The following is a 26,772-nucleotide window of genomic DNA, read 5'->3' as shown; positions in this document are numbered from 1 at the left end:
CTAAGCTGCCTACTCGGCAGTGAACCATCTGAGAGGATGTTAACTGTTTGCCCCTCCTTTCTAAGCTGCCTACTCGGCAGTGAACCAGCACTGAATCACGGCACGCTTCATAATGCATTTCTAAGCTGCCTACTCGGCAGTGAACCACATGCCAATGCCACAGTAGGCACCGCCGCGTTTCTAAGCTGCCTACTCGGCAGTGAACATCTCAACAACCAACTGGCAGATGGCCCGCCATTTCTAAGCTGCCTACTCGGCAGTGAACGTTGTATTACCTAAAGACCCCGGTGGTGGTGCTTTCTAAGCTGCCTACTCGGCAGTGAACCACCCGGCGCTGATCCGCTGCTGCATTGCCACTTTCTAAGCTGCCTACTCGGCAGTGAACCGTAACGAATTGACTCTAACCCTTTGTATTCTGACCCGCAATTGGCGATTTTCACCGTTAGACCCTTTTTTCTCGGCTACCTGTAACTTATTGATTTTTAAATGCCGAAAAAGACGGTTGAAAAAAAGGGTATGGCGGCGGGAAAAGTATTTCGGGCGTCATTCACTTTCCTGTTTGGGCTGTGATAGGCTGATTTTCGTTACTTTCCAGTTGATTATACCCGTCATACTTCAAGTTCTTCAAGTTGCAGGTGCGTTGGCTTTCCTCGCTCACCCCGGTCACTTACTTGAGTAAGCTCCCGAGGATTCGCTGCGTCGCCGCCTTGCTGCAACTCGAATTATTTAGGGTATCCGTATTTTTCAATTAATTATTAGCCTGCGTTTTATTGCGCGGGTGGTGTTTGTCTATCGCTACGGCAGGGAGTCTGTTTTATGGATAACGTATTCAGCCCGTCGGATTTAAAAACCATTCTGCATTCCAAACGCGCCAATATTTATTACCTCCAGCATTGCCGTATTTTGGTGAATGGCGGACGGGTGGAATATGTCACCGAAGAAGGGAATCAGTCGCTGTACTGGAATATCCCGATTGCTAATACCAGCGTGGTGATGCTCGGCACCGGCACCTCGGTAACGCAGGCGGCGATGCGGGAATTTGCCCGCGCCGGGGTGATGGTCGGGTTTTGCGGCGGTGGCGGTACGCCATTGTTCGCCGCTAATGAGGCCGAAGTGGCGGTGTCGTGGCTGTCGCCGCAGAGCGAATACCGCCCCACCGAATATTTGCAGGATTGGGTCAGCTTCTGGTTTGACGAAGAACAGCGGCTGGCGGCGGCGATTGCCTTTCAGCAGGTGCGCATCGGGCAGATTCGTCAGCACTGGCTGGAAGGGCGGCTGGCGCGCGAATCGCGTTTCGCCATCAAACCGGAACAGGTGGAAGCGTTGCTTAACCGCTATCAGCAAGGGCTGAGCGGTTGCCGCACCAGCAACGATGTGCTGGTGCAGGAAGCGATGATGACCAAAGCGCTATACCGGCTGGCGGCCAACGCGGTGAGTTACGGCGAGTTTACCCGCGCCAAACGCGGCGGCGGCACCGATCTGGCGAACCGTTTTCTCGATCACGGCAACTATCTGGCCTACGGGGTGGCGGCGGTGGCGCTGTGGGTGTTGGGGCTGCCGCATGGGCTGGCGGTGCTGCACGGCAAAACCCGGCGCGGCGGGTTGGTGTTCGATGTGGCCGACCTGATTAAAGACGCGCTGATTCTGCCACAGGCGTTTATCGCCGCGATGGAAGGCGAAGAGGAGCAGGATTTCCGTCAGCGCTGCCTGACGGCGTTTCGTCAGGCTGAGGCGCTGGATGTGATGATCGACAGCCTGCAACAGGTGGCGCAGCAGCGCAGCCAGGTGGCGAAAACCGGCAGCCAGGTGGCGCGATGAACATCCTGCTGATTTCCGAATGCAACAAGCGGGCGCTGGTAGAAACCCGCCGGGTGCTGGATCAGTTCGCCGAACGCAAGGGGGAACGCACCTGGCAGACCGCCATCACCGAAGAAGGGCTGAAAACGCTACGCCAGTTGCTGCGTAAAACCGCGCGACGCAACACCGCCGTCGCCTGTCACTGGATTCGCAGCGCCAACCACACCGAACTGCTGTGGATTGTCGGCAATCTGCGGCGTTTCAACCGGCAGGGCAGCGTCCCGACCAATCGTACCGAACGCGATATTCTGCGCAGCAACGATGAAAACCCGTGGCATAGCGCCGAAGCTTTCAGCCTGCTGGCGGCGATTGCCGGCCTGTTTCATGACATCGGCAAGGCCAATGGATTATTTCAGGCCGGTTTGCAGGGCGACGGGCCGCGCAGTCAGCCTTATCGCCATGAGTGGGTGTCGCTGCGGCTGTTTCAGGAGTTTGTCGGCGAGCGAGATGACACCAGCTGGCTGACGGCGCTCGGCGGCATCAGCCCGGATGACGACACCGCGCTGCTGGCGCGGTTGCAGCAGGATGATCCGGAGTCCTGGGCGTCGCCGTTTCGCGATTTGCCGCCGCTGGCGCAGGTGGTGGGCTGGCTGATTGTGTCGCATCACCGTTTGCCGCTGTTTCAGACGTGGGAAAAGCCAGATGGCGACAGCGTTTCGCCCGATCTGGCGTGCGCCGAACGCTGGCTTACCGGGCAGCTTTCACCGCGCTGGAATGCCGTCAACCACCTGAATTTTGATGGCGACGACACGCAGTGGGAACAGGTGTGGCAGTTCCCGCACGGTACGCCGCTGCAAAGCCGCGTCTGGTGCGAAAAGGCGCGCAAGTTCGCTGCCCGTGCGCTGAAATTGCCGTCGCTGCCGACCTTCGGTCACTTGGATCAACGCCTGACGGCGCATCTGGCGCGGCTGGTGCTGATGCTGGCGGACCACCACTATTCATCCTCCCCGGCGACCAGCGGCTGGCAAGACCCGCGTTATCCGGTATGGGCCAATACCGACCGTCAGACCGGCACGCTCAAGCAGCAACTGGACGAACACTGCGTCGGCGTCGGGCAGAATGCATTGCTGCTGGGGCGCAGCTTGCCGCACCTGCGCGATACGCTGCCCGCCATCACCCGGCACAAAGGCTTTCGTCAACGCAGCGCCGATGCGCGTTTCCGCTGGCAGGACAAGGCGTTTGATCAGGTGTGCGCCATTCGTGAGCAGACGGCTCGCCACGGCTTCTTTGGCGTCAACATGGCGTCCACCGGGCGCGGCAAGACGCTGGCCAACGCCCGTATCATGTACGGGCTGGCGGATGAATCACGCGGGTGCCGCTTCTCCGTGGCGCTCGGCCTGCGCACCCTGACGCTGCAAACCGGTGACGCGCTGCGTCAGCGCCTGACGCTGGATGAGGACGATCTGGCGGTGTTGATCGGCTCGCAGGCGGTGCAGGAACTGCATGAACGACGCCAGCAGGCGGAACGCGCCGCGCAGACCGGCAGCGAATCCGCCGAGGCGCTGTTTGCCGAACATCAGTACGTCAGCTACCAGGGCTCGCTGGATGACGGTCGGCTGAAAACCTGGCTGGAGAAATCGCCGACGCTGCATCAACTGCTGAGCGCGCCGGTGCTGGTCACCACCATTGATCACCTGATGCCGGCCACCGAAAGCCTGCGCGGCGGCCACCAGATTGCGCCGATGCTGCGGCTGCTGACCGCTGATCTGGTGCTGGACGAGCCGGACGATTTCGGGCTGGAAGACCTGCCCGCGCTGTGTCGGCTGGTGAACTGGGCGGGGATGCTCGGCTCGCGGGTGCTGCTGTCATCCGCCACGCTGCCGCCGGCGCTGATCCGCGCCTTGTTCGACGCTTACCTGGATGGCCGCGCCGCCTGGCAGCAGGCGTACGGCGAGCCGGATACGCCGCTGAATGTTTGCTGCGGCTGGTTTGATGAATTCGACAGCCAGTGTCAGCCATTCGCCGATGCACAAGCGTTTTCCGAACGTCATCAGGCGTTTGTCGCCGGGCGTATCGACAAGCTGCAACAGCAGGAACTGACGTTACGCTGGGCGGAGATTGAGCCGGTGGTAAGCCCGGCGCCGGATGCCGACGCGGTGTGCCGCGCGGTGGCGCAGACGCTGCATCAACGGCTGTTTAGCCTGCATGAGCAGCATCACCAGACTCACCCATCGGGAAAAACCGTGTCGCTGGGGCTGATTCGCATGGCGAACATCAACCCGCTGGCGGCGGTGGCGCGTGCGCTGATGGCGATGCCGTCGCCGCCGGATTGCTGCGTGCACTACTGCGTCTATCACAGCCAGCACCCGCTGGTGATGCGTTCCCATATCGAAGCGCGGCTGGATACGGCGCTGATGCGCAAACACCCGGACGCGCTGTGGCAGGTGACGGAAATCCGCGAGGCCATCGAGCAGCAACCGCAACGGCATCATCTGTTTGTGGTGCTGGCGACGTCGGTGGCTGAGGTCGGCAGGGACCATGACTATGACTGGGCCATCGCCGAACCCAGCTCGATGCGTTCATTAATCCAACTGGCCGGGCGCATTTTGCGCCACCGTCAGCGTGACGAGTTTGTGCCGACGTCGCCCAATTTTTATCTGCTGAGCCATAACGTGCGGGCGCTTAAAGGGGAACCGGTGGCGTTTTGCCGTCCCGGTTTTGAATCCAACGATCGGCTGTTGACCAGCCACGATCTGCACCAACTGCTTAAACCGGAAGACTACCGCGCGATCAGCGCCGCGCCGCGTATTCAGCCGCCGGTATTCAAAAAACCGTTAACGCTGGTAACGCTGGAACATGCGGCGCTGGCAGGGAAACTGTTTGGGCCGAAAGGCACGTCGCCTTCGCAGGCGACGGCGGTGCTGTGGTGGCGCAAACCGCTGCACTGGAACGGCGAACTGCAACGGCGCACGCCGTTTCGCCAGTCGGAGCCACAGCAACGTTACTGTCTGTGGCTGGACGACGAAAGCGATGCGCCGCGTTTTATGGTGCCGGACGACGGCCCAAGCGGCTGGAAAGCCAGCGAGGCGATCCGGCCTGTGACGTTGACGCTGGCCGAGGGCGTCAGCGGTTGGGTGGAGATGGACTGTACCGCACGCTATTCGCAACTGGCGGAGGAAAAACAGTGGGAGCTGGCGTGGGTCAGTGACCGCTTCGGTGAAATCAGCCTGAGTAAAAGAGATAACGAATGGTTCTGGCACCCGCTGTTGGGGGTGTTTGGCGCACTCAAATGAGTGCGTCGCTGCCTATGCGGCAGTTAACAACAGAAAGGCTATGGCTGATACATATATTTCTAAGCTGCCAGTCGGCAGTACGAAAAATTGTATCGGGTTATTGGATTAAAGGCAAAAGGTGATAAATATAGGTGATATATATAGGTGTTGATCAACGAGTGTTCAATGTTCTATGATGGCCTTCGTTCGGATAATGATGAGAGATTCTAATGAAACGAGGCCAGCTAACTTAAGGTTATTCTGTATCGCTGTACTTTGTATGGCTGCTGGATTGCTGATGAAGCCAGTATCTCTGACTGTTAACAATCCACCCGATTCGTCAGTAACAACGCAGTGGTTCACAATTTTCTTCCTTAACATTAACCGTAATTAATCAGTAACTGATAACACGCTCAAGGAATCGACAATGAGTAGTGAAGGTTTGCAAGCGTTCATCCTCTCGTATATCAGTAACCGGCTTCAGACCAAGCTCGACGCCTTCGATAAAGCCGCCGATAAGCAGCGGGCGGCGTTAAGCGGTGAGGCGCTGGCCGAAGCGGAATTGACGCTGGCGCAAGCGCGGCGTGAGATAGAACAAGCCTACGAGGTGCGCAACTGGCTGACCGACGCCGCCAGCCGGGCCGGGCAGATTAGCCTGGTGACCCACGCGCTGAAATTCACCCACAGCGACGCTAAAGGCAGCAGCGTGTTCAGCACTAAACCCGCTGCTGACAGTGCGGTGTTGTCTACCGCGACGCTGGCGCAACCGGCGATTGATGCCGTCGGCAACGCGGCGGCGTTGGACGTGGCCAAACTGCTGCAAACCGAACATCACGGCGATTCACTGCTGGCGGCGCTGCAACGGGGCGACCACCGCGCGCTGGAAGCGTTGGCGGAAAGCCCGCAGCAGCTCACCCAGTGGCTGGCCGGGTTCGGGCTGGTGCTGACCGATAAACAGCCCAGTTCCCATAAACTCGCCAAGCAGATCTACTTTCCGCTGGGGGACGGGGAATACCACTTACTCAGCCCGCTTTATTCGTCCTCACTGTCGCAGGCGCTGGACCAACGCCTGACGGCGGTGCGCTTCGGCGAGCAGGCCAAAGCCATCCGTGAGGCCCGGCGGGAAAAACGCTGGCACGGTGAGGTGCTGGTCAGCTACCCCGGTGTCGCGGTGCAAAACATGGGCGGCACCAAGCCGCAAAATATCTCTGCGCTGAACAGCGCCCGCAGCGGCCGTTCTTATCTGCTGAGTAGTGCGCCGCCGCAGTGGCGCAGCCACATCAAACCGCCCGTCGAGCATGACACCATCTTTCGTGAACGGGGCGAGGTGGACGCACTGACCTATGCCGACCGTCGGGAGATGCGGCAATTCCTGCTCAGCGTAAAAGAGGTGGAAAACAACCGCGAGATTCGTAACCAGCGCCGGCGTTACCTCGACCAGTTAATCGACACCTTATTTGGCTATGTCGCTACGGTACAAAACCTGCGTCCGGCGGGCTGGAGCGTGGATTCCCGTCTGAAACGCCATCTGCAATTGTGGCTTGATCCGTGGCGCGGCTTGCAGGACAAGGATTTTCTGCGTGAACGCGACGCCGGTGACTGGAAGGAGCAGGTAGCCCATGAATTTGGCCGCTGGCTGAATGCGCGGTTACAGCATGAGAAACTGATTTTCGGCGAGGTGGAACGCCGCGAATGGTCAACCGCCGCGCTGTTCAAACAGCGCCTGCGTGAAACCGAGCGTGCATTGAAGGGAGAATTGGCATGAGCAGCCTGATTATTCTGCGGCGTATTCAGGTGGAAAACGCCAACGCCATCGCCGGGCACACCTACGGCTTTCCGGCCATCAGCCATTTTCTCGGCTTTACTCACGCGCTGTCGCGTCAGTTGCAGGCATCGCATGGCCTGACGCTGGAAGGCTGCGGCGTGGTGTGCCATCAGCACCAGTTGCATGCTTACGGCAGCGGCTGGAACCGCAGCTTCGCCCTCACGCGCAACCCGCTGACCAAAGAGGAAAAAACCGCCGCCTTTAACGAGGAAGGGCGGATGCATCTCACCGTGTCGCTGCTTATCGAGTGTCACGGTATGTTGCCCGGTGAAGACGGCCTCGACACGCTGAAACAGCAGTTGCGACAGCTGTCGCTGCGCCAGCGGCTGGCGGGCGGGCTGATTGTAGACATCGAACGGGTAAGCATCGATGACATGCCCGCCGACGACGGCAGCACGCGCGGCCTGATGCGCCGTTTGCTGCCGGGGTTTGTGCTGCTGGATCGCACCCCGCTGTTGCAGTCGCATTTTCAGGACTTGCAGCAGGCCAATCCGCAGGCGGAGATGCTGGATGCCTGGCTGGATTTCGCCGCCCTTAAACATCAGGCGGTGCGCTCACCTGACGATGAGGTGAACTGGCAGGCGTTGCCCAAACCTGAAGGCGGCTATCTGGTGCCGCTGATGACCGGCTACCGCGCCATTTCGCCGTTGTATACCCCCGGCGAGGTGGAGAAAACCCGCGACTTGTCCACCCCGTTCTGTTTCGCCGAGGCCATTTACGGCGTCGGCGAGTGGCGCGGCGCGCACCGGATTAATGATATCAACCGCATCCTCTGGCGTTACCACTATCAACACGGCACCTACCGCTGCCTGCAAACCGCAGACGATCTGAACCGCGCGGCGGATGACTACGACGAACTCGAATTCAATTACTGAGACAAGGATTAAGAACATGGCAAAAGCAGCAACCACGTTGAAAACCGCATCGGTACTGGCGTTTGAGCGCAAGCTGGCGAATTCCGATGCGCTGATGTTCGCGGGCAACTGGCAGCAGGATCAGTGGGCGCCGGTGATAATTCAGGAAAAATCGGTACGCGGCACCATCTCCAACCGGTTAAAAAACGCCATCAGCAGCGACCCGGCCAAACTGGATGCCGAAATTCAGAAAGCCAACCTGCAAACGGTGGATGTGGCGGCGCTGCCGTTTGACGCCGATACGCTGAAAGTGGCCTTCACGCTGCGGGTACTGGGCAATCTGGCGCAGCCGTCGGTGTGCAACGATCAGGATTATCAGCAGGCGCTGACCGAGGTGATTAACGGTTACGCCCGCGATCAGGGCTTTGGCGTGCTGGCGGCGCGTTACGCCGAGAATATCGCCAGCGGCCGCTTCCTGTGGCGTAACCGTATCGGCGCGGAAGCGGTGCTGGTAGTGGTGACGCATAACGATAAGCGCTGGGAATTCAACGGCGAAGACCATTCGCTGCGCCAGTTTAGCCAGCCCAACGGCGCGCTGGCCGAGCTGACGCACGCCATTGAGCTGGCGCTGGCGGGCAACGACTCTGCGTTTTTCCGCGTGGACGCGCAGGTGAAGTTGGGCAACGGCCAGGAGGTGTTTCCGTCGCAGGAACTGGTGCTGGATGAGCGGGCGCGCAGCGGCAAGAGCAAAATCCTGTATCAGGTCAACGACGTGGCGGCGATCCATTCACAGAAAATCGGCAACGCGCTGCGCACCGTGGACGACTGGCACCCGGAAGCGGCGGAAACCGGGCCGATCGCGGTCGAACCCTACGGTTCGGTGACCAGCCGTGGCCGAGCCTACCGTCAGCCGAAAGACAAGATGGATTTTTACACCCTGCTGGATAACTGGGTGATCAAGGGCAGTGCGCCGGCGGTGGAGCAGCAGCACTACGTTATCGCCACGCTGATTCGCGGCGGGGTGTTCGGCGAAAAAGGCGAGTAACGCGCTATGGACCACTATATCGAGATTCGGGTGCTGCCCGACCCGGAATTCAGCGGGGTGCAGTTGCTGAGCGCGCTGTTCGCCAAGCTGCACCGGGCGCTGGGGCAACGGGCGACGGGCGCCATCGGGGTGAGCTTTCCTGATGCGGGCAAAACGCTGGGGGAGCGCCTGCGGCTGCACGGCAGCGTGCAGGAGCTGGCGGCGCTGGAGCAGACCGGCTGGCTGAAAGGACTGCGCGATTATACCGTCATCACCGAAGCGCTGCCGGTGCCGGCGGGCGTGAAGTACCGCACGGTACGTCGGGTGCAGGTGAAAAGCAGCGCCGAGCGGCTGCGCCGTCGCGCGGTGAACAAAGGCCGGATGACCGTAGATGAGGCAGACGCGCGCATTCCCTATACGGTGGAAAAACGCACCTCGCTGCCGTATCTGCCGCTGCGAAGCCTTTCCAACGGACAAACGTTTCTGCTGTTCGTCGAACACTGTCCGTTGCAGGATAAACCGGTCGCCGGGGCGTTCTCCAGCTACGGGTTAAGCGCGGTCGCCACCATCCCCTGGTTTTAACCCTTTTTTTGCGGCCAGCGTTAACGTATTGATTTTTAATACCGCAATCTGGCCGCCAGAAAAAAGGGTTTTTTTCGTCAAAATGACGATTTTTCTTTATTAATCAGGTGATAAGCGAATGTTCGCTACGGTTCACTGCCGCGTAGGCAGCTTAGAAACACATGGGATGATCAGGGGCGTTTGACGTGGTGTTCACTGCCGCGTAGGCAGCTTAGAAAATAACTCTTATTCCAATCATTGGCTCTGTTCGTTCACTGCCGCGTAGGCAGCTTAGAAATACTGTCCCCGGTTTTATTTTAGGCATATCTCGTTCACTGCCGCGTAGGCAGCTTAGAAAATTGGCGGGTTGGTCGCCTTGTCAATGAGCTGGTTCACTGCCACGTAGGCAGCTTAGAAAAGTATTGCGGGGTGAACTTCGCCCCGGCACGGGTTCACTGCCGCGTAGGCAGCTTAGAAAAAACTCAAAACGCTGTCTTTTGAATACTGAATGTTCACTGCCGTGTAGGCAGTTTAGAAAAGTCTCCGGCCATGTGACTTACTCCACCCACTGTTCACTGCCGCACAGGCAGCGGTTGACCGGTGTGCTGGCGTTAAAAACTACGCTGAGGTGGGGACTTCGCCGGATGCACGGCATGGATGCCGTGCAAGCCCATTCCGTGTCTGACAAAAACGCTGGGAGCGTTTTTGAACAGCGTTTACGCTGGCCCGAAGGGCGAGCCCCAGGGATGGGGCGAGTAAACGCGTAATGGGCGGTCCGAACAGCGAAGGCGAACGCCGAAGGCACCGCGTCAGCGGCGTAGTTTAGCCACCAGCCAGTGGTCAAGGAGAGGTGGCACGTGAACCTCTCCTTGTCGTGCGTGCGATGAAGTGGCAAGGAAGCACCATAGCTTATCCCGCACGAAATCATTCACCGCTCCGGCATAAATCCGCCAATAACTAAAACCCCCCGCTGTTTGTCAACAGCCTCAGCCCCGCGGCGGGCTTCGCCGTTTCCTGCGCAGGAATAAAAAAATCCCCCTACCGTTACCGGTAGGGGGAAAAGGCGTAAAAAAGTGAAAGGAATAACTTACTGTACGGCGGCGAAGGCGGCGGCCACGCGCTGTACGTTGTGATGGTTTAAACCGGCGACGCAGATGCGGCCGCTGGCGATCAGGTAGACGCCGAACTCTTCCCGCAGGCGGTCCACCTGTGCGGCGCTAAAGCCGGTGTAGCTGAACATGCCGCGCTGGGTCAGCAGGTAGTCGAAGTTGCGATTCGGCAGCGCTTTTTTCAGTTCGTCCGCCAGCGTCTGGCGCATTTCCAGAATTCGCAGGCGCATGGCTTCCACTTCCGCATGCCAGCTGGCGTTGAGCGCGCTATCGTTCAGCACGCGCGATACCACCTGTGCGCCGAAGTTCGGCGGGCTGGAGTAGTTGCGGCGCACGGTGGCTTTCAACTGGCCGAGCACGCGGTTCGCCGCTTCCTGATCTTCGCACACGACCGACAACCCGCCCACGCGCTCGCCATACAGCGAGAAGATTTTGGAAAACGAATTGCTGACCAGCGCAGGCAGGCCGGTACCGGCGATAGCACGGATGGCATAGGCGTCGTCGTCCATGCCGCCGCCAAAACCCTGATAGGCGATATCAAGGAACGGCACCAGTTCGCCTTTGATCAGTACTTCGATCACGCGGTCCCACTCGGCGTGGGTCAGGTCTGAGCCGGTCGGGTTGTGGCAGCACGGGTGCAGCAGCACGATGCTGCGCGGCGGCAGTTGTTTCAGGGCGCTGATCATTCCATCGACGTTGACGCCCAGCGTGTCGGCGTCGAAGTACGGGTAGGTGTGCACCTGAAAACCCGCACCGGAGAAAATGGCGATGTGGTTTTCCCAGGTTGGGTCGCTGACCCAGACTTCGGAATCCGGGAAATAGCGTTTGAGGAAATCCGCGCCCACTTTCAGCGCACCGGAACCGCCCAGCGTCTGGATGGTGGCGATGCGCTGTGAGGTTAATGCCGGGTGACGTTCGCCAAACAGCAGCGTCTGCACCGCGCTGCGGTAAGAGGAGAGGCCTTCCATCGGCAGGTAGACCGATGCCTGCTGCGGCGCAGCCTGCATCTGTGTTTCCGCGGCGTTGACCGCCTGCAATTGAGGAATAACGCCCTGTCCGTCGTAATACAACCCGATGCTGAGATTCACTTTATCAGTACGGGGATCCTGCTTGAATTGCTCCATCAGGGACAGGATAGGGTCGCCAGCGTAGGCGTCAACATTCTGGAACACGGTCGGTAACTCTCCTGAGTATAAAGGGTCAAGCTGTTTGCGCAGGGCTTAGGCTGTATAACGGCCAGGTCGATGATTCATGGCGATAATCAGATTCAGCGCCGCCGCGCCCAGCACGGACGCGATCAGCATCGGTATGCTTACCACGAACAGGGAAGTCAGCACAATGGTTACATCCACCGCCATCTGGAATTTTCCGGCGCGGATTCCACTTTTGTCCTGTAAATAGAGCGCCAGAATATTTACCCCGCCCAGACTGGCGCGGTGGCGGAATAGCACAATGAACCCCAGCCCCATAATCAGGTTGCCAAACAGCGTGGCGTAAATCGGCTGTAGGTGATCAAAGTGGATGAACAACGGGTGCAGGTCGGAAAACAGCGACACCATCGCCACCGCGCAGAAGGTTTTGATGGTGAATGGCCAGCCCATACGTCGGATGGCGAGGTAATAAAACGGCAGATTGATCAGGAAGAACGCGGTGCCGAACGAGATGTGGGTGGCGTAATGCAGCAAAAATGCCATCCCGGCGGTGCCGCCGGTCAGCGCGCCAGCCTGACGCAGCAGAATAACGCCAAATGACACCATCAGGGTGCCGATGAGCAGCGCCAGAATATCTTCCAGCAGCGTGTGGGAAACCGGTTGTGGCGTAATGACGTTATCCATGAAAAAGCGCCTGATTAAAGAAGGAATACCTGTCTTTTCAAGCAAAAAGCACACCAGTCGTTATGATGGTAAGTGTTGTGTGAAGATTTTTTGTACGCAGGGAGTGTTAAGGCATTGAATGCACAGGATGAATTTTTTATGCGTATCTTATGCGTTTATTGTGTATTTATTGGTTGTATCGTGCGTTTTTTTGGTTATGGCGCAAGGAATAGGTAATCTTGCACCGTGTGGAAGCAGCGTTCGCACCAATTTAGGGCGACACGGTCGCCGGCGCCATCAGCCCGTTCTCTTTCAGTCGGTTGAGCACCACCGAGGTTTTCAGGTGCGCCACGCTTTTGTTGCGCGCCAGAATCTGGCTGATCAGCGCGCTCAGGCCGTGCAGGTCCGCCACCGCCACTTTTAGCATGTAATCCGCGTCGCCGGTGGTTTTGTAGGCGTCGATAATCGCGTCGACTTCGCCCAGCATCTGGTGAAAGCTGTCTACACACTCCTGAGTGTGATTGATCAGCCGTACTTCAATCAGACCCATCACTTCCAGCCCGACCGCATCCGGCGCCAGCCGGGCGTGATACCCAAGAATCAGTTGCGCCTGTTCAAGGGCAATACGACGACGAGAACACTGTGAGGCAGACAGCCCAACCAGATCGCTGAGTTCCTGATTGGTAAGGCGTCCATTTGCCTGCAGCAGTGTGAGGATCTTCAGATCGAAATCATCAATGTTGTACATAGCCCTGCCTTGCCAGAAGTACAAAAGTTACAGACTATCAGCTTTTTTTGCTTCCGGAAGTTTGTTGTTTGCCATCTTATGCCGCCAGCGCGTTTTTCCATCTGACCGGCTGCACCATCCTGGTTCATTTTAGTGTATGTCGGGCGGACTGTTTGTCGGTTGCATGCAGATTTTGAATGATTCTTACACTAAATCGACATGATGGCGGCTTTGTTGCAAGAAATGTGAATGTGAAACTTTTTTCAAATCGATTCAGATTGTTAAGTCTCTTAAACACGCGGTGGCGATCGGCGATGACCGCGGTTGGCCTGATAATTGCTCTGTGTGTGATTACTTAAAATGAATTAAACCATTTTTCTGGGGGAAGGGGATGGACACACAGCAAAACAGCCAATTAAAACGGGGGCTGAAGAACCGGCATATCCAGCTCATTGCGCTGGGCGGGGCGGTGGGCACCGGGTTGTTTCTCGGCATCGCACAGACGATTCGCATGGCCGGGCCATCGGTCCTGCTCGGTTACGCCATTGCCGGCGTGATTGCTTTTTTCATTATGCGTCAGTTGGGCGAAATGGTGGTGGAGGAGCCGGTGGCCGGTTCGTTCAGCCACTTCGCCAATCAATACTGGGGTAATTTTGCCGGGTTCATGTCCGGCTGGAATTATTGGGTGCTGTATGTGCTGGTGAGCATGGCGGAACTGAGCGCGGTGGGCATCTACATCCAGTATTGGTGGCCGGCGGTGCCGACCTGGGTATCGGCGGCGGTATTTTTTGTCGCCATTAATGCCATCAACCTGAGTAACGTCAAGGTCTACGGCGAACTGGAATTCTGGTTCTCCATTATCAAGGTAGCGGCGATTATCGGCATGATCGTGTTTGGCGGTTATCTGTTGTTGAGCGGTACCGGCGGGCCGGACGCCAGCGTCGCCAACCTGTGGCAGCACGGCGGTTTCTTCCCGAACGGCGTCAGCGGCATGGTGATGGCGATGGCGGTGATCATGTTTTCCTTTGGCGGGCTGGAGCTGGTGGGGATTACGGCGGCCGAAGCCTATGACCCGCAAAAGAGTATTCCGCGCGCCACCAATCAGGTGATTTATCGCATTCTACTGTTTTATGTGGGGGCGCTGGCGGTGCTGCTGTCGTTGTATCCGTGGCAGAAGGTGGTGGAAGGCGGCAGCCCGTTCGTGCTGATTTTCCATGCGCTGGATAGCAATCTGGTGGCGAACGTGCTGAATCTGGTGGTGTTGTCCGCCGCGCTGTCGGTCTATAACAGTTGCGTGTACTGCAACAGCCGGATGCTGTTCGGGCTGGCGCAGCAGGGCAACGCGCCGCGCGCGCTGCTGACGGTCAACCGTCGCGGCATTCCGCTGGTGTCGCTTGGCGTCTCGGCGTTGGCGACGGCGCTGTGCGTGCTGCTCAACTACCTGATGCCGGGCAAAGCGTTTGAACTGCTGATGGCGTTGGTGGTGTCTGCACTGGTGATTAACTGGGCGATGATCAGCATCACCCATCTGAAATTCCGTCAGGCCAAACAGCGCGCACAGCAGGAAACCCGCTTCAAAAGTCTGGGTTATCCGCTCACCAACATACTGTGCCTGCTGTTTCTGGCCGGGATTCTGGTGATCATGGCGATGACGCCGGGCATTCAGATTTCCGTGTGGCTGATTCCGTTCTGGCTGCTGGCGCTGGCCGCCGGCTATGCCATCAAAAAGCGAAAAGGGACGGTGTCGGCTCTGACGGCGGAATAAGGGTTAATCGCTGCTGCGAGGGGCTGTTGATAAACAGCAGGGTTGTTTTGTTATTGATTAACGAATAGATGTCAGTGCAGTGAAATATTTCGTGCGTGATGACCACGATATTCTCTTTGCAACTTCGTCGCACGCACGACAAGGAGAGGTTCAGGTGCCACCTCTCCTTGACCACTGGCTGGAGGCTAAACTACGCCGCTACGCGGTGCCTTCGGCGTTCGGACCGCCCATTACGCGTTTACTCGCCCCATCCCTGGGGCTCGCCCTTCGGGCCAGCGTAAACGCTGTTCAAAAACGCTCCCAGCGTTTTTGTCAGACGCGGAATGGGCTTGCACGGCATTCATGCCGTGCATCCGGCGAAGTCGCCCACCTCAGCGTAGTTTTTAACGCCAAAAAACCGGTCAACCGCTGCCTGTGCGGCAGTGAACATCGTCGGCAGAGTAAGTCACATGTGCAGCAGAATTTTCTAAACTGCCTACACGGCAGTGAACAGCAGTGCCAATCACGATAACAGCTACAACTACTTTCTAAGCTGCCTAAACGGCAGTGAACACGACCTCCACGCCCAAGTATCCTGTCGCATATTTCTAAGCTGCCTATACGGCAGTGAACTTCCTCGCAATCCTCGCACGGATGTGCTGGCCTTTCTAAGCTGCCTATACGGCAGTGAACCGTAGCAATTTATCGCCTATTACCTGATTTTGAAAGGGAAGTCGGGATTTTTCCTGGAAAACCCTTTTTTAACGTCGATCATTGTCGTCATTAAAAATCAATGAGTTATAACAAGGCGAAAAAAAAGGGTCAAAACCGGCAGCCGTAGAAACGGCATGATACAGTGGCGCTTTTGCCTGACAGGCTTGCAAGGAACTCTCATGAAAAAACGGTTTTCACTCATTCTGTTGTTGGGGCTGGCCGGCGGCGCTAGCGCCGCGTCTCATCTTGATCAGGTGCAGGAACAAGGGGTGCTGAAGGTTTGCACCACCGGCGACTATAAGCCGTACACATCGCTGCGCGCCGATGGTGATTATGAAGGGATCGATATCGCTATGGCGCAATCGCTGGCTAAAAGCCTGGGCGTGAAAGTGGAGTGGGTAAAAACCAGCTGGAAAACCCTGATGCCGGATTTTCAGTCCGGCAAGTGCGATATCGCCATGGGCGGGATTTCCGTGACGCTGGAACGTCAGAAAAAGGCGTTTTTCTCCAGCATGCTGGATGTGGATGGCAAGATCCCGCTGGTGCGCTGCGACGACAAAGATAAGTACCAGACGATAGCGCAGATCAATCAGCCGTCGGTGCGGGTGATCGAACCGGCGGGTGGTACCAACGAGGCGTTTGTTCACGCCCACTTGTCTAACGCCCGTCTGGCGTTGCATGACAACGTGACCATCTTCCAGCAACTGGTGGACAAGCAGGCAGACGTGATGATTACGGATGCGTCGGAGGCGCTGTTCCAGCAGCAACGCTATCCGCAACTGTGCGCGGTCAATCCGTCCTCGCCGATGCAGTATGGCGAGAAAGCCTATATGCTGCCGCGTGACGATATGAGCTGGAAGCTGTATGTGGATCAATGGCTGCATCTGGCTAAATCAACCGGGGAATACCGGAAGATAATTTCTGAATGGTTGGGTAAAGCAGAATAAAAGTTGGCTATTTTTATGTAAACTAACGTAAGTCAATATCATTATAGGTATAGGCTGGGACAATATCCCGACATTGCGCACCACGAGATAGTTTTTGCTTATCTTTTGGTGCTTTTTTTATTCAACTTTTTTGAGCGTTGTCGGCAAATTAACTAGATTTTAACAGCCCGCTAACAGCGCTATCCTGCTTCACATCGAAGGCAGTTACGCCTTCCCGACCTGATTAACGTGAAGAGGCTTACTATGAAATCGATCAAAACTGTTGTTGCTGCCGTCGCTCTGGCCACTATCTCTTTCGGCACGCTGGCTGCCACTGAAGTGCAATCGGTACAGAGCCGTGACCTGGGCACCGTTTCCGCTACTGGCCGTAGCCTGGACGATTTGCAGGCTCAGCTGTCTGCCAAAGCCGATGCCGCTGGCGCCAAATCTTTCCGCATCATCTCCGCTATCGGTGATGACCAGATTCGCGGTGTTGCTGAACTGTACAACTAATCGCTAATCGCTAATCGCTAATCGCTAATCGCTGATTGCTTAATCGCTGATTTTTAACTGCTGATATCTTCAGCGGTGAGCGAGAAAGCCCGAATCCCGGATGATCCGAGGTTCGGGCTTTTTGCGTATGGGGAGGTGCTGTGTTGAATAATGAACGTTGGGGTTAGCCGATGTACTCCAGCCGGGTGCGGCTGGTCAGTCGGGTAATCAGTTCATAGGCGCTGATGCCGCTGTGGGCGGCGACTTTTTCCACCGGCAGCGGGCCGCCCCACAAAATCACCTCATCGCCGACCTTGTCCTGCGCGTTTGGCCCCAGATCGACGGTAATCATATCCATTGATACCCGGCCGGACAGCGGCACTTCGCGGCCGTTGATCCACACCGGCGTGCCGCTTTTAGCGTCGCGCGGATAGCCGTCGCCGTAGCCAATCGCGATCACTCCCATCCGGGTTGCGCGCGGGCTGGTCCAGGTGCCGCCGTAACCTACCGGCTCGTCGGCGTGGTGCTCGCGTACCGCAATCAGGTGCGAGGTCAGGGTCATTGCCGGTTTGAGCTGCCATTGGCTGGCGTCGCCCTGTGCCAGCGGCGAGACGCCGTACTGGATAATACCGGGGCGGATCTGATCGCGATGGGTCTGCGGCCACAGCAAAATCCCGCCGGAGGCGGCGATGGACTGGCGGCCCGGTTTGTCTTGCACAAAGGCGTCGAAGCAGTCGAGCTGATGTTGCGTGGTGCCCGCTTGTGGTTCATCGGCGCGGCAAAAGTGACTCATGATGTTCACCGGCTGCACCACGTTGGCACAGGCGCTTAACCGGGCATAAAAGGCCTCAGCCTTTTCCGGCAGCACGCCGAGGCGGTGCATGCCGGTGTCGAGTTTCATCCACACCGTTAGCGGGTGCGGCAGGCGCGCCTGCTCCAGCGCCGCCAACTGTTCTTCGCAGTGTACGGCGGTTTCCAACTGGTGTTCGGCCAGCAGCGGCAACTCGTCAGCGGCAAAGAAGCCTTCCAGCAGCAGGATAGGTTTGGTGATGCCGGCGGCGCGTAGCGCCAGCGCTTCGCTGAGGCGGGAGACGCCGTAACCGTCGGCGTCGGAAAAGGCGCGGGCGGCTTCCACGGCGCCGTGCCCGTAGGCATTGGCTTTGACTATGGCAATCAGTCGGCTTTGTGGCGCCATCTGCCGGATACGTTGCAGATTGTGGCGCAAAGCCTGACGGTCAATGACGGCGGTTGCCGTTTTCATTCTGCGTCCTTAGTGCGTTTATTCATCATCATGACTTATTCATCATCATATTGTGGCCCGGCGTAATTGTCGAAACGCGACCACTGCCCGTTAAAGGTCAGGCGCACGGTGCCGATCGGCCCGTTACGCTGCTTCCCTAGAATGATTTCAGCGATGCCTTTCAGATCGCTGTTTTCGTGATATACCTCGTCACGGTAGATAAACATGATCAGGTCGGCGTCCTGCTCGATGGAGCCGGATTCACGCAGGTCGGAGTTAACCGGACGTTTATCGGCACGCTGTTCCAGACTGCGGTTGAGCTGCGACAGCGCGATGACCGGCACTTGCAATTCCTTTGCCAACGCTTTGAGCGAGCGTGAAATTTCGGCGATTTCCAGCGTTCGGTTATCGGACAGCGACGGCACCCGCATCAACTGCAGGTAGTCGATCATGATCAGGCTCAGGCCGTCGTGCTCGCGGAATACCCGGCGGGCGCGGGAGCGCACTTCGGTCGGCGTCAGGCCGGAGGAGTCGTCGATGTACATGTTGCGCTTTTCCAGCAGCAGCCCCATGGTGCTGGAGATGCGCGCCCAGTCCTCGTCGTCGAGCTGACCGGTACGGATGCGGGTCTGGTCCACGCGCGACAGCGACGCCAGCATACGCATCATGATCTGCTCGCCGGGCATTTCCAGACTGAAAATCAGCACCGGTTTTTCCTGCGTCATGGCGGCGTTTTCGCACAGGTTCATGGCGAAGGTGGTTTTCCCCATGGAGGGACGCGCCGCAACGATAATCAGATCCGATTTCTGCAAACCGGCGGTTTTCTTGTCCAGATCCTGATATCCGCTGGATACCCCGGTCACACCGTCGTGCGGGCGCTGATAAAGCTGTTCGATGCGCGAGACGGTGTCTTCCAGAATGCGGTCGATGCTTTTGGGGCCTTCATCCTTGCTGGCGCGGTTTTCCGCTATCTGAAACACGCGCGATTCGGCCAGATCCAGCAGGTCTTCGCTGCTGCGGCCCTGCGGGTCGTAACCGGCGTCGGCGATTTCGTTGGCGACGGCGATCATTTCACGCACTACCGCGCGTTCGCGCACGATGTCGGCATACGCGCCGATATTGGCCGCGCTGGGGGTGTTTTTCGCCAGTTCCGCCAGGTAGGCGAACCCTCCGGCGGACTCCAGCTCGCCTTTTTGCTCCAGCGACTCCGACAGGGTGATCAGGTCAATGGGTTTGCTCATTTCCAGCAGGCGCTGCATCTCGTTAAAGATCAGTCGGTGGGCGCGGTTGAAAAAGTCGTTGGCACAGACGCGCTCGGCGACGTTGTCCCAACGCTCGTTGTCGAGCATCAACCCCCCTAGCACCGACTGTTCCGCTTCGATGGAGTGGGGCGGAAGTTTTAGCCCTTCTACCTGACGGTCGCGGGATTCTGCCGGTTTAGTTGGTTTTTTTTCTGCCATGAAACGCGTTCTTTACTGGTTGATTTACCTTTAGGGGTGGGAGCATTGTATATCCTAAACTCAGGAATGACATATTGTCCGATGACATCACCGGGCATACACGATAGAGCGAGGAGATCATCATGGCAAAACGTATTCAGTTCAGCGACCACGGCGGGCCGGGGGTGCTGGAGTATGTGGATTACACGCCGCGCGAGCCGGGTCTTAACGACGTTCAGGTGGAAAACCGCGCCATCGGCATCAACTTTATCGATACCTATTTCCGTTCCGGGCTGTATTCGCCGCCGTCGTTTCCCTCCGGCCTGGGCACCGAAGCGGCCGGCGTGGTGGTGAAAGCCGGGGCTAACGTAAAACATCTCAAGGTGGGCGACCGCGTGGTGTATGCCCAGTCGGCGCTGGGCGCTTACAGCGAACGGCATAACGTGCCGGCGGACAAGGTCGCGCTGCTGCCGGACGACATCAGCTTTGAGCAGGCGGCGGCCTCGTTCCTGAAAGGGTTGACGGTGTATTACCTGCTGCGCCAAACCTATGAAGTGAAACCGGGCGAGGTGTTTTTGTTCCATGCGGCCGCCGGCGGCGTGGGGCTGATTGCCTGCCAGTGGGCGAAGGCGCTGGGGGCGAAACTGATCGGCACCGTCGGTTCCGACCACAAAGCGGAACTGGCAAAACAGGCGGGCGCCTGGGCCACCATTAACTACCGCAAGGAAGACATCGTCCATCGGGTACTGGAGCTGACCCACGAAGAGAAAGTCTCGGTGGTGTATGACTCGGTGGGGAAAGATACCTGGGAAGCCTCGCTCGACTGCCTGAAACGGCGTGGGCTGATGGTCAGCTTCGGCAACGCGTCCGGCCCGGTCACCGGGGTGAATCTCGGCATTCTCAATCAGAAAGGGTCGCTGTACGTTACCCGGCCGTCGCTGTTCAGCTACATTACCACCCGTCAGGAACTGGAACTGGCCAGCCGCGAACTGTTCGCGCTGATCGCCAGCGGCGCCATCAAGGTGGACGTGCCGGACAGCCAGAAGTTTGCGCTGGAAGACGCCCGCTCCGCCCACCGTGCGCTGGAAAGCCGCAGTACACAAGGGTCATGCCTGCTGATCCCTCATGGCTAAGTAACCCGTGCTCTGTCAGAACAGGCGCCTTCCCCCGTGCGGCAAGACGGGGAAAGGCGCGCCTGCCACACCTTCTCCTTCCCCGATGTATTACTTGTTAACAAAAAAGCCACAACGCAATGTATATTTTTTAATCTTCCGCTCGGTAGGATGTGACGCAGATTCAGAATCAGGTCTTGTACCCTGTTTTTGTTTATAACATCGTAAATGATGCCCCGGTAAACCGGGAGTACGCGCCTTGCCGTCGTTTTTAGCGGTGTCGTTTGCCATTCCTTCTCTCTTTATCTCTTCGGGATCTCTCAATGGTTGCTTTTTCGCGGGTCACTTATCACCTGAGCAAGGAAGGATATCGCGTATGAGATCGATCAATCGGTTGCCAATGCCTCCGACCAGAGGCCTCCTCGGACATGTGCACTATTTAAAACGGCATGACGTCCACTTACAGTTGTTGCAATGGAAGGAACGCTATGGCCCTTTTTACCGGTTAAGGCTGGGGCTCACGTCGGCGATGGTGATCGCCGATTCGGAATGGATTCGCACCATTATGAAAGCCCGCCCCGATGAGTTCCGGCGCAGAAGCAGTATTGAATCCGTGTTCCAGGAAGCCGGGCTGAACGGCGTTTTCTCATCAGAAGGGGCACGATGGGGACATCAGCGGAAACTGACGGAACCGATGTTTCAGCCCGCACATCTGAAGTATTTCTACCCCAGCCTCAGAACGATCACCGCACGCTTATCCGCACGTTTCGCAAGGCTGGCTGAAACCGGGGAGGTGGTTTCTCTGGTGGAAGAATTTAAGCGCTATACGGTAGATATCACATCGTTGCTAGCCTTTGGCGAGGACATCAATACCCTTGAGCAAGGTGAGAATCCGCTATCGCAAAGTCTACGCCGCATGTTTCCTGTGATTAATGAACGCTGCGGCTCTCCCATTCCTTTATGGCGTTACATCAAGAGAGCGCGGGATAAGCAATTTGACGCCAGCCTGAGCCTGATTGACGACCATCTTAACGCCTTTATTGATCATCAGCGGGAGCGAATCCGGCAGAACCCTCAGCTACTGGATGCCCCTGAGAATATGCTGCAAATCATGCTTGCCGAGCAGCAAAAGGACGGGACGCTGACGGATGCAGACATTCTGGCTAATGCGTTTACGCTACTGCTGGCGGGGGAAGATACAACCGCGAATACGCTGACCTGGATGAGTTTCCTGCTTTGCTCCGCACCCTTGATGGAAGAGAACGTCGTTGATGAGTGTAGGCAGGCTTCTGGGGGCGAAGGAGGCTTTCTGCCGTGGCCCTTGCCCCGCATGCCGTTGCTCACCGCCGTGATGTATGAGTCCATGCGGCTTAAACCGGTGGCTCCGCTGCTTTACCTTGAGCCGGTTAAGGACACCGTCATTGCCGATTTCCTTATCAGGAAGGGTACGCCTCTGTTGCTGACTCTGCACGCGAACGGATTTGAAGAGACTTTATTTCACCACCCGCACGATTTCATGCCTGATCGATGGCTGGAGCGCGGGCAGGCGTCATTTTCCGACCTTCAGCCCTTCGGCGGCGGTCCGCGCATGTGTCCCGGACGATCGCTGGCATTAATGGAAATCAAGCTGGGGTTTCATGCGTTGTGCAGCGGATTTCGCGTTGAAGCGCAGCAGCCCGCGTCGGACGTGATGGAAAGCTTTGCCTTTACCGTGACCCCGACCGGTTTTTACGTCAGGCTACATAAACGGCACCAATCCGATATCGCCCGGCATGAGGCTTGAGCACCGTAGGTTGCGTTTTTGACGTACGGCGCCGCCCTGGCGGAGGGAGGGAAACATCGTGATGACGGGGATTTTTCTGCGGTGCGATAGGGCCGGGTAATAATACCGACTCTCAGCGAGTCGGTATTATTCCACAGGACGGCTTTTGCCATTACGCTAATTTCATCCACTGTATGTAGGGTACAGTGTGGTGCTCGTCACGAAGGCGCCGCTGGGCGGCTATTATTTTCCTGACGATGATGAAACCGTGTCATTTGCCGGCGCTCTCATGAAAGGGGGGAAGCCAGACAGTGAGCGACATCCTAGCAGCCACGATAAGGAAAAAATATCTGCTGGCGCACAATTTTGCATCAGGTACGGCGCGGCCTGTCATTTCCGTATCTCATTCAGATTTTGTCATTTTTCAGGCTTACCACTCCCCGCCCCGACGGTGACGAAAGGTATATTTTTTACGGTACGCGTAGCGATGCATACGGGAGAGCGGTCGGCCCTGAAACCGGCGCCACAGCCACACCACCACGACCGCCAACAGTAGCCACGGCAGCACCTTGATCGCCACGGCAAACAGTCCGCCAATCAGCATAACCACCGACGCGACAACCAGCGCCACCATCACTCCCAGCAGTGAAACGCCGGTGACCAGCAGCATGATAAAAAAGCCAATAACGAAGAAAATTTCCAACATGGTGTGCTCCTTAGCCGTTAAACCGCGTCTTGCGCAGGGGAATAGCGTATTCCGTGTGCCGCATGATGCTTACAGGAGGTTTATTACAAGAACCGTGCCAGAATGCGTCGCTGATAACTGATTGATTTATCAGCGACGGTCAGGAAGGCGGAGAGAATGTGTTGGTCAAAAAGACCAATAGTTGGTTTTTTTAGGCCAACTTAACCAACGCCAGCGCGCGCTCCACCACGGCGGCATCCGCACCGGGTTTATGGGCATTTTCGCTCAGGTAACGCCGCCACTGACGCGCGCCGGGCAGACCCTGAAACAGGCCGAGCATATGGCGGGTAATGTGGCCTAACGATGCGCCGGCGGAGAGTTCGCGTTCGATATACGGATACATCGCCCGTACCACGTCGGCCTGATCCGGCGCAACCGAGTCCGCGCCAAACAGTTCGCGATCGACTTGCGCCAGCATACCGGGATTTTGATAGGCTTCACGGCCCACCATCACGCCATCCACGTGTTGCAGATGCTGCCGCGCCTCGGCCAGCGTTTTGACGCCGCCGTTAATAGCCAGCGTCAGCGACGGGAAATCACGCTTGAGCTGGTAGACGCGCGGGTAGTCCAGCGGCGGGATCTCGCGGTTTTCTTTCGGGCTAAGGCCGGACAGCCAGGCCTTGCGGGCGTGTACGATAAAGGTATCGCAGCCGCCCTGTTCGGAGACGGTGCGGATGAAATCGCACAGAAACGTGTAGCTGTCCTGATCGTCGATGCCGATGCGGGTTTTGACCGTCACCGGAATGTCGACGCGTTCGCGCATCGCTGTTACGCAGTCCGCCACCAGTTGTGCTTCCGCCATCAGGCAGGCGCCGAAACGGCCGTTTTGCACCCGGTCGGACGGGCAGCCGACGTTGAGGTTGATTTCGTCATAGCCGCGCTGTTCCGCCAGCACGGCGCACTGCGCCAGCGCCGCCGGGTCGCTGCCGCCGAGCTGCAACGCCAGCGGATGCTCCTCGTCGCTGTAGGCCAGATAGTCGCCTTTGCCGTGCAAAATCGCCCCGGTGGTCACCATCTCGGTGTACAACAGCGCGTTGTGACTCAGCAGCCGGTGAAAGTAGCGGCAGTGGCGGTCCGTCCAGTCCAGCATGGGGGCAACGCTAAAGCGGCCGTGCCAATTGCTACGTAGCGTTTCTGTACTTTCTTTCTCTTTCATCAAGGGGAAGGATGTTCTGGGAGTTAACCTTAACACTTACAGGGATAAAGATTGATAAAGCGCTTAGGCGAGATTCGACCTGTAAGAACCACAACACGGTGAGGGTGGTTGGCACCGTCACCGTCATTTTCGTATTTGAAAGGAAGAAGTATACCTTGGATAGACGGCGCGTGGGAGATGTAGCCGGCAATCTGTATGTTACAGATTGCGCTGTCGCTATCGGCTCTCGATTGGGGGCGCTATTCTTTAGATGTTGTCAGCGTTTTATGCTCTTTCCTCGCTTTGGCGACAATGGCTTGTATTGCGGGATCATCACTGCTCTGGAATGTGGTTATCAGTCGATCGTAGGTTTGCACCGCCTGGTCCGTCTGGCCCTGCTTTCCAAGCGCGAATCCTTTATAAAACATAGCGCTGACAACACGTTCCTGTATTGTCGGCACCTCACTGTCCTGGAACGTCGCGATCAGTTGGTCATAGATCTTGATGGCCTCTTCTGGCTGACCATGCTGCCGCAGGCTGATGCCTTTATTGACCATGGCCATGGCGACCTGATTTAGCAGCACTGGCTCGTCGCTGTCTTTGTGCCGGGCTATTAGCTGGTCGTAGATTTTGATCTCTTCTTCTTGTTTTCCCTGCTTCCCAAGCCTAACGCCTTTATTCAGCATAGCCTTGATCACCAGTTCCTGGAATACGAGTTCACTGTGGTCATTGAACTGGGCAATCAACTGGTCATAAATTTGAATGGCCTCATCCTGTGCGTTTTGTTGCCCAAATTTGACGCCTTTATTCAGCATGGCTTTGGCAACCTGCTCCTGGAGTTCAAGTTCATCGCGGTCTTTGAACCGGGCAATCAGCAGATCATAGTTCTGGATAGCGCTGTCAGCATGGCCTTGTTGCCCCAGTCTGACGCCTTTATTGAGCATAGCCATAGCGACCTGTTTCAGTACGGCGGGGCTATCACTGCCTTCAAACATGTCTATCAGTTGGTCATAGTTGTGGATGGCTTCGTCCGATTTATCCTGTTGCCCAAGTCTGACGCCTTTGTTGACCATGGCTTTGGCTACCAATTCCTGTATTGCCGGCGTTGTGCTGTCTTTGAATTTATCGATCAACTGGTCGTAGGCCTGGATTTCTTCATCCGATTGGCCTTGTTGCCCAATATTGATGGCTTTATTCAGCATCGCGGTGGCAATCCATTGCAGAATGACAGGGCTATCACTGTTTTTGAAACGGGTTATCAACCGATCGTAGGTCTGGATTGCGTCGCTCAGTTCGCCTTTTTTCCCAAGCCTGAAGCCTTTGTTGCCCATGGCTTTGGCAACCAGCTCCTGTAATATCGGATCATCGCTGTCCTGGAATTCAGTGATTAACTGGTTATAAATTTGTATTGCCTGGTCCGATTTACCCTGCTGCCCAAGACTGACGCCTTGATTGAATAAGCCTCTGGCTTTTTTTACCGAAGGGGCATGAGGCCCTTTGTCTTCCTGATGAACTGAGCCTGCGGCTTTATCTGCTTCCTGGGGAATAAACTGTTTTTCTTCAATCGTGGCGCCTTTATTTTCCTGAACTTTTCTCAGGAAACCTGCCAGCTTTTCGCCATCTTTTTGTGCATTTTGCACCGTATCTCTTAGCTCCTGAAGCAAGCTATCGGTATGATCTCGTAATAACGCTTCTTGTGCTCTTGTGTGCTCATCAATGGTGGATAATACCGCGTTTTCATTCTTCTTAATCCATTCTTTCATCGCGGTTTCAGCGGCTGATTTTGCATCAGTCTTGGCTCTTTGATAACCAATGAAACCAAATCCAAAGATCATCAATGTAATAATAATGCTTCCTACACCATATAATTTATTAATGTAATCGCTGCTTTTTTCGATATTGGCAATCCGTATTTCCACTGTTTTTTCAGTGAATGAAATTTCTCTGGAAAGGGTCGCGATCTCATTTTTTAATACATCTTTATTTTTATCGGCGAGGGCCTGAATATCATTGGTGTTGGATTTGACCTGCTCTTCCAGTTTTGCTTGCTCTCGGTGTAACTGAATGAGTTGCCCAATTAATGATGTAATTTGCTGATTTTGTTCTGTGAAATTTACATGGGATGGTTCTGCCGATAAAACCGATGATGAAAACAGTAGAACGCCCAAAAATAAGAGGAAAGTGCGCATAGTCCCTATGACTCAATAAAAAAGGCGAAAGTATACTAATCTCAATTAAATCAATGCGTCAATATGTATCTTATAATCGCGAGAGCTACAGAAACGCACATCTCAGATGCGCCATATGAAACTCAATGGCGTAATAAAAACTTTAAGTCATATAACAACTATGCGTTGTATCAGCGTAATTCTTCGCTTTGTCGTGGAATGGGCAATGTGCGGTCAGGATATGTTATTCGAGGCATCAAGTATTTTCAGGGACTTTCGCTATGTTTTGCCCACATGCCATCACCGAAATAG

The 26,772-nt window shown here is 56.5% G+C and carries 20 protein-coding genes and 2 CRISPR repeat arrays; of the genes, 11 read left to right on the top strand and 9 right to left on the bottom strand.

What is annotated here, in order from left to right; translation table 11 throughout:
- Nucleotides 1–57: 57 nt before the first annotated feature.
- A CRISPR array of direct repeats spans nt 58–385; the repeat unit is 28 nt; unit sequence TTTCTAAGCTGCCTACTCGGCAGTGAAC.
- A 431-nt stretch (nt 386–816) separates the two neighbouring features.
- The 6 genes from cas1f to cas6f all read left to right on the top strand — a co-directional run bounded on the left by cas1f (nt 817) and on the right by cas6f (nt 9,354).
- Nucleotides 817–1,818: a type I-F CRISPR-associated endonuclease Cas1f gene (gene cas1f / locus DDA898_RS17625; protein ID WP_038911900.1), complete on the top strand. Its 1,002-nt coding sequence runs from the start codon at nt 817–819 to the stop codon at nt 1,816–1,818.
- Nucleotides 1,815–5,090, top strand: a complete 3,276-nt coding sequence (gene cas3f / locus DDA898_RS17620; RefSeq protein WP_038911899.1) for a type I-F CRISPR-associated helicase Cas3f — start codon at nt 1,815–1,817, stop codon at nt 5,088–5,090. The genes cas1f and cas3f overlap by 4 nt, the downstream gene beginning before the upstream one ends.
- 406 nt (nt 5,091–5,496) lie before the next feature.
- Complete coding sequence (gene csy1 / locus DDA898_RS17615) at nt 5,497–6,834, top strand: type I-F CRISPR-associated protein Csy1 (protein WP_038911898.1); 1,338 nt, start codon at nt 5,497–5,499, stop codon at nt 6,832–6,834.
- Nucleotides 6,831–7,769 (top strand): type I-F CRISPR-associated protein Csy2, encoded by a 939-nt coding sequence (gene csy2, locus DDA898_RS17610; RefSeq protein ID WP_038911896.1) that lies wholly within the window; start codon nt 6,831–6,833, stop codon nt 7,767–7,769. Before csy1 ends, csy2 begins: the two co-directional genes overlap by 4 nt.
- A 16-nt stretch (nt 7,770–7,785) precedes the next feature.
- Nucleotides 7,786–8,793, top strand: coding sequence for a type I-F CRISPR-associated protein Csy3 (gene csy3, locus DDA898_RS17605; protein ID WP_038911895.1), 1,008 nt, complete (start codon nt 7,786–7,788; stop codon nt 8,791–8,793).
- A 6-nt stretch (nt 8,794–8,799) separates the two neighbouring features.
- Nucleotides 8,800–9,354 (top strand): type I-F CRISPR-associated endoribonuclease Cas6/Csy4, encoded by a 555-nt coding sequence (gene cas6f, locus DDA898_RS17600; protein ID WP_038911894.1) that lies wholly within the window; start codon nt 8,800–8,802, stop codon nt 9,352–9,354.
- Nucleotides 9,355–9,484: 130 nt separating this feature from the next.
- Nucleotides 9,485–9,871: a CRISPR direct-repeat array (repeat unit 28 nt; unit sequence GTTCACTGCCGCGTAGGCAGCTTAGAAA).
- A gap of 549 nt (nt 9,872–10,420) precedes the next feature.
- On the opposite strand, the gene DDA898_RS17595 is transcribed toward cas6f, so the two are convergent.
- From DDA898_RS17595 to DDA898_RS17585, 3 genes are all read right to left on the bottom strand, one after another.
- Nucleotides 10,421–11,614, bottom strand: a complete 1,194-nt coding sequence (locus DDA898_RS17595; RefSeq protein WP_038911893.1) for an amino acid aminotransferase — start codon at nt 11,612–11,614, stop codon at nt 10,421–10,423.
- Nucleotides 11,615–11,662: 48 nt separating this feature from the next.
- Nucleotides 11,663–12,277 (bottom strand): YitT family protein, encoded by a 615-nt coding sequence (locus tag DDA898_RS17590; protein ID WP_013319361.1) that lies wholly within the window; start codon nt 12,275–12,277, stop codon nt 11,663–11,665.
- A 250-nt stretch (nt 12,278–12,527) separates the two neighbouring features.
- Nucleotides 12,528–13,004, bottom strand: coding sequence for an Lrp/AsnC family transcriptional regulator (locus DDA898_RS17585; RefSeq protein WP_038902012.1), 477 nt, complete (start codon nt 13,002–13,004; stop codon nt 12,528–12,530).
- Between the two features lie 370 nt (nt 13,005–13,374).
- On the opposite strand from DDA898_RS17585, the gene DDA898_RS17580 reads away from it, so the two are divergent.
- The 3 genes from DDA898_RS17580 (at nt 13,375) to bhsA (ending at nt 16,880) form a co-directional block, all read left to right on the top strand.
- A complete protein-coding gene (locus DDA898_RS17580; RefSeq protein WP_038911892.1) occupies nt 13,375–14,748 on the top strand; it encodes an amino acid permease in 1,374 nt (457 codons plus the stop codon).
- A gap of 872 nt (nt 14,749–15,620) precedes the next feature.
- On the top strand, nt 15,621–16,388 hold the full coding sequence (locus DDA898_RS17575) for a transporter substrate-binding domain-containing protein (protein ID WP_038911891.1): 768 nt from the start codon (nt 15,621–15,623) through the stop codon (nt 16,386–16,388).
- 243 nt (nt 16,389–16,631) lie between these two features.
- Complete coding sequence (bhsA, locus tag DDA898_RS17570) at nt 16,632–16,880, top strand: multiple stress resistance protein BhsA (RefSeq protein WP_038902009.1); 249 nt, start codon at nt 16,632–16,634, stop codon at nt 16,878–16,880.
- A 163-nt stretch (nt 16,881–17,043) separates the two neighbouring features.
- Here bhsA and alr read toward each other — a convergent pair whose 3' ends face one another.
- Together alr and dnaB are read right to left on the bottom strand one after the other, a co-directional pair.
- Nucleotides 17,044–18,120, bottom strand: coding sequence for an alanine racemase (gene alr, locus DDA898_RS17565; RefSeq protein ID WP_013319355.1), 1,077 nt, complete (start codon nt 18,118–18,120; stop codon nt 17,044–17,046).
- Between the two features lie 35 nt (nt 18,121–18,155).
- Nucleotides 18,156–19,559 carry a replicative DNA helicase gene (gene dnaB / locus DDA898_RS17560; RefSeq protein WP_013319354.1) on the bottom strand — a complete coding sequence of 468 codons (1,404 nt, stop codon included), beginning with the start codon at nt 19,557–19,559 and terminating at the stop codon, nt 18,156–18,158.
- A gap of 122 nt (nt 19,560–19,681) precedes the next feature.
- On the opposite strand from dnaB, the gene DDA898_RS17555 reads away from it, so the two are divergent.
- Nucleotides 19,682–20,671 (top strand): quinone oxidoreductase, encoded by a 990-nt coding sequence (locus tag DDA898_RS17555; protein WP_013319353.1) that lies wholly within the window; start codon nt 19,682–19,684, stop codon nt 20,669–20,671.
- A gap of 90 nt (nt 20,672–20,761) precedes the next feature.
- On the opposite strand, the gene DDA898_RS23270 is transcribed toward DDA898_RS17555, so the two are convergent.
- A complete protein-coding gene (locus tag DDA898_RS23270) occupies nt 20,762–20,941 on the bottom strand; it encodes a hypothetical protein (protein ID WP_152490693.1) in 180 nt (59 codons plus the stop codon).
- Between the two features lie 85 nt (nt 20,942–21,026).
- Here DDA898_RS23270 and DDA898_RS17550 point away from each other — a divergent pair, with 85 nt between their 5' ends.
- Complete coding sequence (locus tag DDA898_RS17550) at nt 21,027–22,433, top strand: cytochrome P450 (protein WP_038902007.1); 1,407 nt, start codon at nt 21,027–21,029, stop codon at nt 22,431–22,433.
- 409 nt (nt 22,434–22,842) lie between these two features.
- On the opposite strand, the gene pspG is transcribed toward DDA898_RS17550, so the two are convergent.
- The 3 genes from pspG to DDA898_RS21810 all read right to left on the bottom strand — a co-directional run bounded on the left by pspG (nt 22,843) and on the right by DDA898_RS21810 (nt 26,481).
- Nucleotides 22,843–23,118: an envelope stress response protein PspG gene (gene pspG / locus DDA898_RS17545; RefSeq protein ID WP_038911890.1), complete on the bottom strand. Its 276-nt coding sequence runs from the start codon at nt 23,116–23,118 to the stop codon at nt 22,843–22,845.
- Between the two features lie 190 nt (nt 23,119–23,308).
- Complete coding sequence (gene dusA, locus DDA898_RS17540) at nt 23,309–24,313, bottom strand: tRNA dihydrouridine(20/20a) synthase DusA (protein WP_038911889.1); 1,005 nt, start codon at nt 24,311–24,313, stop codon at nt 23,309–23,311.
- Between the two features lie 239 nt (nt 24,314–24,552).
- Complete coding sequence (locus DDA898_RS21810) at nt 24,553–26,481, bottom strand: tetratricopeptide repeat protein (RefSeq protein ID WP_050570282.1); 1,929 nt, start codon at nt 26,479–26,481, stop codon at nt 24,553–24,555.
- Between the last annotated feature and the right edge of the window lie 291 nt (nt 26,482–26,772).

The organism is Dickeya dadantii NCPPB 898, from assembly GCF_000406145.1.
In the GTDB taxonomy this organism is placed as follows: domain Bacteria; phylum Pseudomonadota; class Gammaproteobacteria; order Enterobacterales; family Enterobacteriaceae; genus Dickeya; species Dickeya dadantii.
The sequence above is the reverse complement of the archived record's forward strand: the minus strand, read 5'-3'. Positions and strand labels throughout refer to the sequence as shown.

Coding starts and splice junctions, on each gene's coding strand:
- cas6f (WP_038911894.1), top strand. CDS start 8,800: ATGGACCACTATATCGAGATTCGGGTGCTGCCCGACCCGGAATTCAGC.
- dnaB (WP_013319354.1), bottom strand. CDS start 19,559: ATGGCAGAAAAAAAACCAACTAAACCGGCAGAATCCCGCGACCGTCAG.
- alr (WP_013319355.1), bottom strand. CDS start 18,120: ATGAAAACGGCAACCGCCGTCATTGACCGTCAGGCTTTGCGCCACAAT.
- DDA898_RS17585 (WP_038902012.1), bottom strand. CDS start 13,004: ATGTACAACATTGATGATTTCGATCTGAAGATCCTCACACTGCTGCAG.
- DDA898_RS17575 (WP_038911891.1), top strand. CDS start 15,621: ATGAAAAAACGGTTTTCACTCATTCTGTTGTTGGGGCTGGCCGGCGGC.
- bhsA (WP_038902009.1), top strand. CDS start 16,632: ATGAAATCGATCAAAACTGTTGTTGCTGCCGTCGCTCTGGCCACTATC.
- csy1 (WP_038911898.1), top strand. CDS start 5,497: ATGAGTAGTGAAGGTTTGCAAGCGTTCATCCTCTCGTATATCAGTAAC.
- DDA898_RS17550 (WP_038902007.1), top strand. CDS start 21,027: ATGAGATCGATCAATCGGTTGCCAATGCCTCCGACCAGAGGCCTCCTC.
- DDA898_RS17580 (WP_038911892.1), top strand. CDS start 13,375: ATGGACACACAGCAAAACAGCCAATTAAAACGGGGGCTGAAGAACCGG.
- DDA898_RS21810 (WP_050570282.1), bottom strand. CDS start 26,481: ATGCGCACTTTCCTCTTATTTTTGGGCGTTCTACTGTTTTCATCATCG.
- csy2 (WP_038911896.1), top strand. CDS start 6,831: ATGAGCAGCCTGATTATTCTGCGGCGTATTCAGGTGGAAAACGCCAAC.
- csy3 (WP_038911895.1), top strand. CDS start 7,786: ATGGCAAAAGCAGCAACCACGTTGAAAACCGCATCGGTACTGGCGTTT.
- DDA898_RS23270 (WP_152490693.1), bottom strand. CDS start 20,941: ATGGCAAACGACACCGCTAAAAACGACGGCAAGGCGCGTACTCCCGGT.
- dusA (WP_038911889.1), bottom strand. CDS start 24,313: ATGAAAGAGAAAGAAAGTACAGAAACGCTACGTAGCAATTGGCACGGC.
- DDA898_RS17590 (WP_013319361.1), bottom strand. CDS start 12,277: ATGGATAACGTCATTACGCCACAACCGGTTTCCCACACGCTGCTGGAA.
- pspG (WP_038911890.1), bottom strand. CDS start 23,118: ATGTTGGAAATTTTCTTCGTTATTGGCTTTTTTATCATGCTGCTGGTC.
- cas1f (WP_038911900.1), top strand. CDS start 817: ATGGATAACGTATTCAGCCCGTCGGATTTAAAAACCATTCTGCATTCC.
- DDA898_RS17555 (WP_013319353.1), top strand. CDS start 19,682: ATGGCAAAACGTATTCAGTTCAGCGACCACGGCGGGCCGGGGGTGCTG.
- cas3f (WP_038911899.1), top strand. CDS start 1,815: ATGAACATCCTGCTGATTTCCGAATGCAACAAGCGGGCGCTGGTAGAA.